This is a genomic window from Embleya sp. NPDC005575, assembly GCF_040605455.1.
Classification (GTDB): Bacteria; Actinomycetota; Actinomycetes; order Streptomycetales; family Streptomycetaceae; genus Embleya.
Map to the genome: position 1 here is coordinate 1 of NZ_JBEXCV010000091.1, position 12,011 is coordinate 12,011.

10 protein-coding genes are annotated in these 12,011 nt (G+C 69.6%); 3 read left to right on the forward strand and 7 right to left on the reverse strand.

Translation table 11 applies throughout. The features are described from left to right. The first annotated feature begins 113 nt into the window (after positions 1 to 113). The gene (locus ABZS54_RS26730; protein ID WP_355541128.1) at positions 114 to 542 is read left to right on the forward strand and encodes a hypothetical protein; all 429 of its coding nucleotides are present in this window, start codon (positions 114 to 116) and stop codon (positions 540 to 542) included. 349 nt (positions 543 to 891) lie between these two features. On the opposite strand, the gene ABZS54_RS26735 is transcribed toward ABZS54_RS26730, so the two are convergent. The 7 genes from ABZS54_RS26735 to ABZS54_RS26765 all read right to left on the reverse strand — a co-directional run bounded on the left by ABZS54_RS26735 (position 892) and on the right by ABZS54_RS26765 (position 9,390). Further along, entirely contained in the window at positions 892 to 1,971 is a 1,080-nt protein-coding gene (locus tag ABZS54_RS26735; RefSeq protein ID WP_355541131.1) for a polysaccharide deacetylase family protein, read from the reverse strand. Further along, positions 1,968 to 3,557, reverse strand: a complete 1,590-nt coding sequence (locus ABZS54_RS26740) for a putative glycoside hydrolase (RefSeq protein ID WP_355541133.1) — start codon at positions 3,555 to 3,557, stop codon at positions 1,968 to 1,970. The genes ABZS54_RS26735 and ABZS54_RS26740 overlap by 4 nt, the downstream gene beginning before the upstream one ends. A 267-nt stretch (positions 3,558 to 3,824) precedes the next feature. Continuing rightward, complete coding sequence (gene ctaD / locus ABZS54_RS26745; RefSeq protein ID WP_355541202.1) at positions 3,825 to 5,525, reverse strand: cytochrome c oxidase subunit I; 1,701 nt, start codon at positions 5,523 to 5,525, stop codon at positions 3,825 to 3,827. Positions 5,526 to 5,631: 106 nt separating this feature from the next. Then, entirely contained in the window at positions 5,632 to 5,928 is a 297-nt protein-coding gene (locus tag ABZS54_RS26750; protein ID WP_355541135.1) for a hypothetical protein, read from the reverse strand. Between the two features lie 268 nt (positions 5,929 to 6,196). Beyond that, complete coding sequence (locus ABZS54_RS26755; protein ID WP_355541137.1) at positions 6,197 to 7,831, reverse strand: NAD(P)/FAD-dependent oxidoreductase; 1,635 nt, start codon at positions 7,829 to 7,831, stop codon at positions 6,197 to 6,199. Continuing rightward, positions 7,828 to 8,328 carry an SRPBCC family protein gene (locus ABZS54_RS26760; protein ID WP_355541140.1) on the reverse strand — a complete coding sequence of 167 codons (501 nt, stop codon included), beginning with the start codon at positions 8,326 to 8,328 and terminating at the stop codon, positions 7,828 to 7,830. The genes ABZS54_RS26755 and ABZS54_RS26760 overlap by 4 nt, the downstream gene beginning before the upstream one ends. A gap of 444 nt (positions 8,329 to 8,772) precedes the next feature. After that, a complete protein-coding gene (locus tag ABZS54_RS26765) occupies positions 8,773 to 9,390 on the reverse strand; it encodes an acetoacetate decarboxylase family protein (RefSeq protein WP_355541143.1) in 618 nt (205 codons plus the stop codon). Between the two features lie 501 nt (positions 9,391 to 9,891). Between ABZS54_RS26765 and ABZS54_RS26770 the strand changes: the two genes are divergently transcribed. Continuing rightward, on the forward strand, positions 9,892 to 11,304 hold the full coding sequence (locus ABZS54_RS26770; protein ID WP_355541205.1) for an APC family permease: 1,413 nt from the start codon (positions 9,892 to 9,894) through the stop codon (positions 11,302 to 11,304). Between the two features lie 424 nt (positions 11,305 to 11,728). Continuing rightward, entirely contained in the window at positions 11,729 to 11,899 is a 171-nt protein-coding gene (locus tag ABZS54_RS26775; RefSeq protein ID WP_355541146.1) for a DUF5670 family protein, read from the forward strand. The last annotated feature ends 112 nt before the right edge of the window (positions 11,900 to 12,011 follow it).

The window sequence follows — 12,011 nt, forward strand, 5'->3', positions numbered from 1 at the left end:
TATCTACCCCGTTTTACCTACCCTCTTCCCCTCCCCGACGCTCTTCCTATCGGGCGCCGCCCGCGCGGGCGGCGTCGACCGCAGCGGAGGCCGGGGCGGCTCTGCGGTGGGCTATGGCGGTGGGTCTGGCGGTGTCGGGGTTGGCGTTGGGGAGTGCGATTCCCTCGAGTGTCCGCACGCCTCCGTACGCGGCCCTGTGGTTGGCGTCGGTGGGCCTGGTGTGTCTGTTCCTGGCCGGGATGACCGCCGTGCGCGCCGGTCGCGGCGCGCGACTGGCGGCGTTGGTGTCGGGGTGCGTGACGATTGCCACGGCGGTGGTACCGCGACTGGTCGCAGGCCAGGACGAGGGTGGGTGGCTCGACGTGTGGGGTCTGCTCGCCTTGGGCGCCGGCGCGCTCACCGCGGTGTGCGCGGCGGCGTTCCTCGCCCGACCGGCCGACGAGCCGAACCCGTGCGGCCGAAGCAACCCGATCGCCTTCGAGCCCTGGGCGGCCATCATGCAGGAGAACCGCCCCACAAGCACCACCCGCATGCTCGGCTGACCTCGGAGACCTTCTCGGCCGTCGTAGCGCCGCGTACCCGCCACGAATACCGACGCGTGGCGGGCGCCGCGCGCTCCCGAGGCGCAACCGAACTCCCCGGATTCCGCGGGCGGTTCCCTCGGTACGGCTGCGTCCGGGCCGAGGATGCGATCCTGACGATGGCCGGGGCGCGCGCGACGGTGTCTGCTCTCGGGACGCTTGCAAGGGCCGTTCGGCGAGGCCGGTCCCGCATCCCACGGCGCCTCGATGGCCGGGGATGTAGGACGTGTTCGGGCGCCGGCTCGGATGTGCTTGTCGCGCGAAGGACGGGGTCCGCCTGTCGGCGGGCCCCGTCCTTTTGGGAGGAAGATCAGTAGGCGCGGCTTCGGGAGGTGTAGGCGGCTGCCGGGGCGGTGCCGCTGCGGGGGTAGGCGATCGTGGTCGGATCGCCGTCCGAGGTGTATTTGCGGACTCGGCCGTCGGCGAGTTTGTCGAGCCACGTCGTCGACCCGAACTGGGCGTCCTCGCCGGTGGCCGGCGCCGAGCGGATACGCGGTACCGCACCCGGATCGAAGGCGGGGGCGAACGGCGACGGGGCGGGGTTGGCGCCGACCAGGAACACGCCTCGGTGTTCGTAGGTCACCGTGCCGCTGGTGCCCTTGGCGGCCAGCGTCGCCGGTCGCGGCTCGGCGCCGAACGGCAGGGCGAGGGTGTTCACCGTGGCGCCCGGCAGGGCGGCCAGGATCATCGCCTGCTGTTCGGCGATTTGCCGGGCGGCGACCTCAGGCGTCGCCGACCGCAGATTGGCGTGGTCGCGCGTGTGGTTGCCCACCTCGAACCCGTGGTCGCGGAGCCAGGGCAGCGTCTTGCGTCCACCGGGGTCGCCGAAGGGGTCGGCGTTGACGAACATCGTGGCCACCGGACGAAACGCCGGGTGGGTACGGGCGACGTCCAGGAGGATGCCGACGGCGGTGTCGGGTGCGACGTTGCCGTCCGGGCCGATGCGGAGCTGACTCTTGGACGAGTCGTCGAACGTCAGCACGACCGGATGTGCGCCGGCCGGGATGTCGATGTGTCCGGACGCGTAATCGGCCGCCGTGATCGGGACGTACCCCTCCTTGGCCAGGCGCTCCAGTTCGGCTCGGAAGTCTTCGGGGGTCCGGTCGTACACGCTCTTGGGCGACGCGATGACTTGGTGGTACATCAACACCGGTACGGCGCCGGTCTCGTCGGCGCCGACCGCGGCCGGGTCGGCGGGGGCGGCTGCGGGAGCCGGTTGCCGGGCTGCGGCGGGCTGCCGTGCGGCGTCGTCGGCGGACGGTGCGCCCCTGGACGGGGAGTCGTCGCTGCCGCAGGCGGTGCCGGCGAGCAGGACCGCGGCGAAGGCCGCGATGGTGGGAACGAGGCGGTGGTGCACGGTCTTCTCCTGAAGGCGGCGAGTCGAGGTCACGGTGTGGCGCTCAGGGCGGCGCCTTGGTAACGCGCCCCCGCGTTCCAGAGCAGGAACGACGGCATGTTGTTGTCGCGGGCCGCCTTGATCTGGGCGGCCACTTCGGCGGGTCCGTAGGTGACGCCCATCGAGAAGTCCTGCAACCACGGCACGACGGACGCTCCCGTGCCCTTGGTCTGCTTGGTGAAGTCGGCGAGCGAGCGCTGCACGATGTCGTAGGGGCTGCTGTTGGGGGAGGCGACGCCGTACTCACCCGCGGCCCAGTGCGAGGGGTAGACCATCGGCGCGATGTAGTCGGCGGACTTGGCAAGCAGCGGGATGTCCTGGGCGATCTCGGTCGGACGGGTCGCGGCGATGCCGAACACGGAGACGCCGAGGAAAGCGCCGTGCGGTCGGATCGCGTTCCGGGTCTCGGCGACGAAATCGGCGATGGACTGCTCGGGCGTTCGGTTGCCGATCCCGGGGAAGGTCATCTGCGAGGGTCGGCCGTCCGGGCGACGCACGTAGTCGTAGAGGATGTCGTCGAAGCCGAGCTTGGCCGCTTCGACGGCCAAGTCGATGTTGTACTTGCGCACCTCGGGATCGGCGAAGTTGGTGAACGCGAACTTCCCGTAGTGCCCGCCGTCGTAGGCGCCGCCGTCGGGCGTTCGCACCAGCCGGTTCTTCGCGCCCGCCTCCCAGGACTTCGCGCCCAGCACCGGATCGCGGAACGCGACGATGCGGCCGATCACGCGCACCCCCATGGCGTGAAGCTGGTCCAGCACCGCGCGGGGGTTGTAGGAGGGCTTGGTGGCGCCGATCTGCCGGGCGAGAGGTACCTGGGAGTCGTAGCCGATCTCGCCACTCTCGTCCTTGACGTCCAACTCGATGGTGTCGATCTTCTTCTGACGCGCCAGGTCGAGCAGCGGTTCGCGCAGGGTTGCCGCGCCCCAGCCGATCGCGGTGATGTGCGCGGCGCGGGCGCCCGGGTAGGGCACCGCGACGATGGTGCGCATGGTCGTGGCGTTGCCCGCCTTGTCCGTGGCGACGACGTCGAACGCCGGCGGGGCCTGGGGCAGTTCGATCGTGAACGCGCCGCTCGGACCGACCCCGGTACGCCGGCCGGCCGCCTGCACGCTGGTGGCGCCCTGGGCGCGTCCGCGTACCGTCACGGGCGTGTTCATCTTCTGGGCCTTGACCGGATCCACGGTCAGGGAGGGTGCGGTGGTGTCCACGGTGAAGTCGCGACTGATGGAAGCGGAGGTCATCGGCAGGTCGCCGTCGACGGAGGCCGTGAGTCGGTGCCTGCCCTCGGCGAGGCCGGATGTGGAGACGATCAGCCGATCGCCCTCCCGTCGGCCGGCGATAGGGCGGCCGTCGAGATCCATCCGCACGTCGTCCAGCGAGCCGGCTTCCACCTGCCAGGTCTGATCACGGCCGGCGGTGGCGCCGAGGACGGCCCCCGACGCGATGCCGTGGACGGCCAACTCGGGGGAGAGGGAGGAGACGAGGGGGAGAGCGGCGCCACTGACACCCACCACGGCGACGGTCGCCGCGGCGAGGTAGACGGTGCGCTTCGTGCGCAACATCGAGGACAGTCCAGCCATAGCTTAACTCCGGAGAGTAGTGGGGCGATGGCAGAGTGATTGCCCATATTGATCATATTTATCTGTGGATAATGCCGGATTTCCTCTTTGTAATCGTCCGGTCCATCGGTTGCCACGGCCCAGGCGACGCCTGGATGCCTACCGTCGCCTCCCCATTCCGTACCGACCCGTTTCTGCGCCCGAGTCGGGTCGAGACGGAGCCGGCGACGGCCTGCCACCGGGTGGGTGGCAGGCCGTCGCCGGCGGGGCTTCTTGCGTCGGTTGTTCCTACCTCCCCATCTTGTCGGGGTTGACGTCGAGGACGCCCTCGGTTCCGCGTTGACTCTCGTAGTCCAGGACCGCGATGTCGGGGTGGTGGAGGTCGAAGGCCGGTGATTCGGAGCGGATCCGGGGCAGCCTGGTGAAGTTGTGCCGGGGAGGCGGGCAGGACGTCGCCCACTCCAGCGAGCGTCCGTAGCCCCACGGGTCGTCCACCACCACTTCGCGTCCGTACCTGTGTGTCTTCCAGACGTTCAACAGGAAGGGCAGGGTGGACAGGCCGAGCAGGAACGCGCCGATGCTGGAGATCGAGTTCAGCGTCGTGAACCCGTCGGAGTCGAGATAGTCCGCGTAGCGGCGGGGCATGCCCTCGGCACCGAGCCAGTGTTGGACGAGGAAGGTGGTGTGGAAGCCGACGAACAGCGTCCAGAAGTGGATCCTCCCGAGTCGCTCGTCCAGCATCTTGCCGGTGAACTTGGGCCACCAGAAGTGGAATCCGGCGAACATGGCGAACACCACGGTGCCGAAGACCACGTAGTGGAAGTGGGCGACGACGAAGTAGCTGTCGGTCACCTGGAAGTCGAGCGGGGGTGAGGCGAGGATGACGCCGGTGAGGCCGCCGAAGAGAAAGGTGACCAGGAACCCGATCGACCACAGCATGGGTGTCTCGAAGGAGAGCGACCCATGCCACAGGGTGCCGATCCAGTTGAAGAACTTCACGCCCGTGGGCACGGCGATCAGGAACGTCATGAAGGAGAAGAACGGCAGCATCACCGCGCCGGTGGGGAACATGTGGTGGGCCCAGACGGTGACCGAGAGGCCCGCGATGGCGATGGTGGCGGCGATCAGGCCCTTGTAACCGAATACGGGGTTGCGGGAGAAGACCGGGAAGATTTCGGTGACGATGCCGAAGAACGGCAGCGCGATGATGTAGACCTCGGGATGGCCGAAGAACCAGAACAGGTGCTGCCACAACAGGGGACCGCCGTTGGCGGGGTCGAAGACGTGGGTGCCGAACTTGCGGTCCGCCTCCAGCGCGAACAGGGCCGCCGCCAGGACCGGGAACGCCATGATGACCAGGACCGAGGTCAACAGGACGTTCCAGCAGAAGATCGGCAGCCGGAACATCGTCAACCCGGGCGCGCGCATGCACACGATCGTGGTGATGAAGTTGACCGCGCCCACGATGGTGCCGAATCCGGACAGGGCCAGGCCCATGATCCACATGTCACCGCCGACGGAGGGCGAGCGCACCACCGAGCTGAGCGGGGTGTACGCGAACCAGCCGAAGTCGGCCGCGCCCTGTGGCGTGAGGAAACCGGCGACCGCGATCAGCGAACCGAACAGGTAGAGCCAGTACGCGAGCATGTTCAGGCGCGGGAACGCCACGTCGGGCGCGCCGATCTGGAGCGGCATGATCCAGTTCGTGAATCCGGCGAACAAGGGTGTGGCGAACATCAGCAGCATGATCGCGCCGTGCATGGTGAATGCCTGGTTGAACTGCTCGTTCGACAACAACTGTGTGCCCGGGCGCGCCAACTCGGCCCGAATCGTCAACGCGAGCAGGCCACCGAACAGGAAGAACAAGAACGAGGTGGTGAAATACAGAGTGCCGATCGTCTTGTGATCGGTGGTGGTCAGCCACTTCACCACGATCGCCCCACGGCGAGCCGGGCGCGGAGCCATGGCGCCGGGCCGGGGAAATGCCATGGGAGCCTGGACGTTGGTCATGCACGCTCCACAAGAGTGTCGGAAAGGAAGAGCCGCGTCGACACGGTCGACCGGCGCGCGAGAGGGGCGACGACGCCGAGGTGGATCACGGGCGACGACGCCGATCCCGCACGATCCACGCCGTCAGGGGCAGCGCTCCCAGTACGGCGAGCGACACGAGGGGAGCGAGTACCACCGGATGCGACAGCCTCGTCGCCGCCACCACACCACAGGCCAACGCCACGGGGACCAGGACGGTGGCGACCGCGATCATCCGCAGCCCCCTTCCGGACGGCGCAGCGGTGTCCCGCGTCGATCGATGCGACATCGTGTCGAGCCGCAACTCGGACGTGATGGCGCACCACGCCCGCCGCTCGCCCTCACTCAAGATCTCTGACTCCACGGCCGCCTCCTCGCAGCGCCGCGACAACGCATCGCGGCAAACGCGCGCCCTCTGCCCCCGAGCCGGCCAATCAACGCGTCAGCGCGCCGACTTCACCCGAACGGCCCGCCACCGGAGGCCGGTGCCGCCGACCGGGAGAGTGTCGTCGGTCGCCGCGATGGCGCGCGGCAGGGACACGAGTCGCCGGGATTCCCGCGTCCGCCGGCACATCGAACGCGACCGGGGCCGGCTCGACCGGACCGGACACGTCACCGTCGGCTCCGCGTGCTCAACGATTCGGCTTGGGGGGCCCGTTGCGACCGGGTGACCGTCGCCCGATCGTGCGGGTGACCGCCAGGCGTTCGGCGCGCAGGGCGACGCGGGCGGCGTTCGCGCCGCACGCCCCGTGGACGCCGCCGCCTGGGTGAGCGGACGCGGAGGCCAGGTACAGTCGGCGAACCGGCGTCGGCGGGCGGCCCGAGCCGGGCACGGGGCGAAAGACCAGCTGTTGGTGGATGCCGGCGGATCCGCCGTTGAGAGCCCCGCCGACCAGGCTTTCGTTCGCTGCTTGGAGGGCGAGGGGGGACAGGATCCGGCGCGCGGTGATCCGGGAGCGGAACCCCGGTGCGAAGGATTCGACCCGGGTTTCGAGGCGGTCGGCGAACGCTTCCGCCTCGCCGAGGTCCCAGCGTCCGGTGAGGCCGCCGCCGCCGAGGTCCTCGGTGACGTGCCCGGGGACGTGCGTGTACGCCCACGCGGATTCCGTTCCGGCCGGGGAACGGGTGGGGTCGGTCGTGGTCATCTGGCCGAGGAGCAGGAACGGCCGTGCGGGCAGTCTGCCGGAAGCCACCTGGACGGCGTAGTCGGAGAGTTCGGTGAGGTCGGCGGCGAGATGAATGGTGCCGGCTCGGCCGGCCTCGGCTGCGGTCCAGGGGATCGGCCCGTTCAGGGCCCAGTCGACCTTGAACGTCCCCGGGTCCCAGGTGAACCGGCGCAGGTCGTCGCGCAGCCGCACGGGCAGATCGTCCCAGGAGACGAGGCCGCCGTACAGCGTCGTGGCGGGCACGTCGGCCAATACCGCTCGGCGTGCCCGCACCGCGTCGCCGTCCGCCGTACGTACACCCAGCGCCGTGCCGCCGCGCACGACGACCGAGGTCACCCGCGCACCGCAGCGCACGACGCCGCCCTTGGACGTGAGGCGCCGCACCAGCGCCTCGGCCAACGCTCCGGCGCCGCCGACCGGGGAGGGCCAGCCGTGCTGCTGGCCGAGCATGGCCAGGAGCCAGCCGAACGCCGCGCTCGGCGCCGCCTCCGGCAACAGGTCGGCGTGCAGGGCGCAGCCGGCCAACAACATCGTGGCGCCGACGTCGGCGAATTCCTCCTCGCCCAGCCTGCGCACAGGCAGGGCCATCATGCGCGCGAACCGCAGCCCGTCCGCCACCCCCAGCCGCGCGGCGAGCGCCACGCCGGATCGGATCGGCGGGAAGGGGGACAGAAGCGCGTTCACCAGATGCGGGTCCAAGCGGTCCCACAGCGCCGACAGCCGGCGCCACCCCGCCGCGTCGTCGGAGCCGAAGTGCCCGGCCAGTCCCGAGGCGGTGGCATCGACGCCGCGGTGCAGCGTGGCGCAGCGTCCATCGGCGAGGGGGTGCGCGAGTACGGAAGGGGCGTGGCTCCAGCGGAGTCCGAACTCGTGCAGGTTCAGCGCGGCGATCGTCGGCGAGGCCGCGGCGAGCGGGTGGAAGGAACTGAACGTGTCGCTCACGAAGTCCGGGTGCACCCCGCGGTCGCTGTGCACCGCGCCGCCGGGCACGTCCCGGGCCTCCAGTACCTCGACCCGCCAGCCGTGGTCGGCGAGGATGTTGGCGGCCACAAGCCCGTTCGGACCGGCTCCGACGACGACCGCGTCAGCGTCGTCGGTCATCGGTGTCCTTGGGGGCGGGGCCCTTTCGGGTTGCCGTCCCTTGAGCCGTTGTCCTTCGGGTCGGTATTCGGTTCCTCGGCGACCCGGGCGAGGTTGCGCAGCATCTTGCGGTTTCGCAGGTGTAGAAGCACCTCGCCCGGTGGGCCCTGCAGACGGGCGGCCAGGCCCCGGAGTGGATGCTCGTCCACCAGGACCAGGGTGTCGGTGTCCCATGGCAGTAGTTCGATGCCGATGCGAGCCGTCCCCAGCGGCGACGCCACCGCTTCCAGTTCCAGACGCCTGCCCGGGTCGCAGAGCCGGACGATGCATTCGTCCTGGAAGGTGAGCGGTCCGAGGCCGATCGTGTACACCAGACGCGCCCCCTGCCGAGGCCACGTGTCGTCGGCCCGTTCGACGCGCTTGGTTCCCACGACCCACTCGGCGTAGCGCCGCGCGTCGGCGAGCACATCCCACACGTGTTCCGGATTTGCGTTGATCAGTTGCTGTCGTCGTGCCATGTGCGGCGACTACCCGCGCCCGGTCGCACGTACCCGAAACGCCCGGGGGATCCACCGCCACGGCTCCCGCTTCGACGGCACCATCGTGCCAAGGCGGCCGGGGCGGCCATCTGGAGCCCCACGGCGCTCACGGGGGGCAAATGGGTCAAAGTGATACCCCTCTCGTACCTTCCGACGCCTCGGCGGCGCCGGATCGACCGCACTCGGGGACCGGTCGGCGGAACCGGGAGGATCGGCCGCGGTGCCGCCGTCGCCCCTCCCGGTCCCGGCTCCGCGTTCCGCGTTCCGCGTTTGCACAGCTCACGGACGGCTCTCGGGGTGGTGCGTCCTGCGAAGGCGTGGGATGTCGCGGCTCGGACGGGCGGTGAAGTGTCGGCGACCAGGCTGGTGGTCGGTCCGCGCGTCGGAAGCGGTGGAGGAGCGAGCCACCACCCATCCGCACTGTCAGCCGCCGAAGCGCAGCCGGAAGTTGCGCAGCGACAGCGACATCAGCGGATGGCGACCGGACAGCCGACCCAACGGGCCGTCGACGGGGAACTCCCAGCGGGCGGAAGCGAGCCGCAGAGCCGTACGCACGCGTGCGCGGCTCGTCTTCGGTCGGCCGTCGAGGGTTTGGACGATTCTGCCGGCGAGGGACCACCGTCCGGGAATCCGCAGGCGGGGCGTGAACTCGGCGCGGGCGATGCGGTGGGTGGTTTCCGCCCGTGCGTTCACCCGCCCGTGTGGGTCCTGCCGGATGTCGATGCGGGCCATGTCCTTGGGGATGCCCCACAGGGCGCGGCCACCGTCGCGTGCGACGGCATCGTCGACCCAGATGTCGCCGATGTGTGCCCTCAGGCGCGGCCCCTCGCGTACCAGCAGCACGACGAGGAGTTCGCGGTACGCGAGCACACCGCCGGGCTCGTAGACGACCCAGGCCGCGCCGATCAGGTGACGCCCCGCGATTACGACGGGCTTGGTCCCTGAGGGCGGGGCGATGGACAGACGGCGCCTCGGGACGGCGAAGAGCGACAGGTGCAGTCGTCCGCGCAGTTCCCATGGCTCCGGCGGGTGGACGGACACGCACGGGCTCCTCTCATCACAGGCGGCGGAGGGCGGACGGGCATGCGTGCGGGGGACGGGCGGAACGAGGCGACGCGTGCGGGCTGGTTGTCCTCGGCGTCACCGCCCACGGTGCCATCGTGCTCGTTCCTTTTGCCCCGCGCGCGCCGATGAAAGCAGGCCGGTGATCGGGCACGACGGCCCGGACCCGCTTCCCGGCCCCCGAGGCAACGGACACAGTGTCGCTCCCTTGACCGATGTTCTGACTCATTGTCGGTTGTGGGGTGTCTCGATTCGGCGGGAAGCTGACGCCCCGTCGGATCGTGTCCCCGGCCACCAAAGGGCCGGGGCAGGCATCCGCTACATGTGTGGGGCCGTTTCGGCCGCACCCCTCAGGGAGGTGGGATGTCCACCCAGCACCAACCCGTCGACAGCGCCAGGGTCGACGTGGCTCTGCCGGCCGCCGGCGAGCAGGTCAACCGGCTCAAGGCGAACTCCGTCGGTCTGGTCGGCGTCGTCTTCATGGCGGTCGCCACCGCCGCGCCGATCACCGCGATGACCGGCAACCTGCCGATCATCGCCGGCTCGGGCAACGGCATCGGCGCTCCCGCCGCCTACATCTTCGCGACCCTGGTGCTGACCATCTTCTCGGTCGGCTACGTCGCGATGGCCAAACACATCACCGCCGCCGGTGCGTTCTACGGCTTCATCTCCCACGGCCTCGGCAGGGTCACGGGCATGGCCTCGGGCCTGCTGGCGGTCCTGGCGTACATCGTCTTCGAAGCATCGATCATCGGCTTCTTCGCCGCCTCGTTCAAACAGCTCGCGAGCGACCAGTGGGGGCTCGACCTGCACTGGGGCTACTACGCGATGTTCGGCCTGCTGGTCATCGCGGGGATGGCCTTCTTCGACATCCACCTGACGGCCAAGTTCCTCGGCGTCGCGCTGATCCTGGAAATCGCGGTGCTCGCCGCCGTCTCCTTCGCGGTCTTGTTCACCGGCGGCGGCCCGGACGGCATCGTCGGCGAGGCGGTCAACCCGCTCAAGGCCCTCGACGGCGTCAACGGCAGCATGGGCGCGGCGGGCCTCGGCCTGTTCTTCGCGTTCTGGTCCTGGGTCGGCTTCGAATCGACGGCGATGTACGGGGAAGAGTCCCGCGATCCCAAGAAGGTCGTGCCGCGAGCCACCCTCATCTCGGTGGTGGGTGTCGGCCTCTTCTACATCTTCGTCTCCTGGATGATGGTCTCCGCGGCCGGAAAGTCCGGTCTGGCCGACGCCGCGTCCGAGGGCACGCTGTTCTTCGCGCCGCTGGGCGACCACTTCGGCGACACCTCGGTCAAGATCTTCCAGTGGCTGGTCGTCACCGGCTCCTTCGCCTGTGCGATGGCCTTCCACCAGTGCGCGTCGCGCTACCTCTACGCCATCGGCCGCGAGGGGTTCATTCACCCCGCGCTCGGCAAGACACACCCGAAGCACGGTTCCCCGTACGTCGCGTCGTTCACCCAGTCGGTCATCGCCATCGTCCTGGTGATCTTCTTCCTCATCGCGGACATGGACCCGTCGGTGCATCTCTACGGCCTGCTGGCGCTGCTCGGCACGATGGCGATCCTGATCGTGCAGACACTGTGCTCCTTCTCGGTCGTCGGCTACTTCCACGTCCAGGGCAAGCACCCCGAGACCCGGAACTGGTTCAGCACCCTCACCGCGCCGATCCTCGGCGGCGTCGCGATGGGCGCCGTTGTCGGACTGCTCGTCTACAACATGGACACGGCGGCGGGCGCGGCGGCGGACACCCTGCTGTTCAAGCTCATCCCGTACATCGTCGGCGGGTTCTTCGTCGCGGGCATCGCCCTCGCGCTCTACATGAAGAGCAAGCGCCCCGAACGCTACGAGCAGATGGGTCGCATGGTCCTCGAAGACGCGGCCGAGCGCTGATCTCTCCCTCAGGCCCCGGGCACTACGTACTTCCCTTTCGGTTCTGCGTACTTCCCGGGGCCCTGTCGTGCGCACCACCTGATCGTTGCCGCCGACCTCTTCGCCGACCTCGCCCGCCCCGGAGATGCTGCCGCTGCCCGGCCCGTACCGCTGCCGGATGGACCGCGTCACGGTGCCCGACGTCGCTCGCCGATCCTGGTCACCGGTCCCACGTCCTCGTCGAACTCACCCCCGTCGACGAACGCCACGTCCTCGCCGCGACCCTGCGCCGGGAGCGGCACCATCCCCGGCTCCACCCGCGACGGCGGTCCGGGGGAACGACGAGAGCAGCGGCGAATCCTCTCCCGGAAACGCTCTCGTAAACAGCCCTTTTTTCAGGCATGCACCCGAATGGGTGGGGCACAAGCGGGTCGGAGGTAAAACAATGATTCCCCTGCTGGTAGTCCTGCTTCTCGCCCTGATCCTTTTCGGTGCCGGTTTCGCTTTGAAGGCCCTGTGGTGGATCGCCGTGATCGTGCTGATCGTGTGGGCCCTCGGCTTCGTGTTCCGCTCGGCCGGCAGCGGCGGCAGCCGTGGCCGCTGGTACCGCTGGTGACAGCGCCGCCGGCATCGCGGTGACACGGTGAAAAGGGCTGTGGTGGGGCGGGCCCAAAAAGGGGGGGGCCACCCCCCAATACGAGTATGACACACCAAAAAAAAAAAAAACC

Excerpts from the sequence above, each read along its gene's own strand:
- ABZS54_RS26730 (WP_355541128.1), top strand. The coding sequence starts at position 114 with ATGGCGGTGGGTCTGGCGGTGTCGGGGTTGGCGTTGGGGAGTGCGATT.
- ABZS54_RS26740 (WP_355541133.1), bottom strand. The coding sequence starts at position 3,557 with ATGGCTGGACTGTCCTCGATGTTGCGCACGAAGCGCACCGTCTACCTC.
- ctaD (WP_355541202.1), bottom strand. The coding sequence starts at position 5,525 with ATGGCATTTCCCCGGCCCGGCGCCATGGCTCCGCGCCCGGCTCGCCGT.
- ABZS54_RS26755 (WP_355541137.1), bottom strand. The coding sequence starts at position 7,831 with ATGACCGACGACGCTGACGCGGTCGTCGTCGGAGCCGGTCCGAACGGG.
- ABZS54_RS26760 (WP_355541140.1), bottom strand. The coding sequence starts at position 8,328 with ATGGCACGACGACAGCAACTGATCAACGCAAATCCGGAACACGTGTGG.
- ABZS54_RS26770 (WP_355541205.1), top strand. The coding sequence starts at position 9,892 with ATGGCGGTCGCCACCGCCGCGCCGATCACCGCGATGACCGGCAACCTG.
- ABZS54_RS26775 (WP_355541146.1), top strand. The coding sequence starts at position 11,729 with ATGATTCCCCTGCTGGTAGTCCTGCTTCTCGCCCTGATCCTTTTCGGT.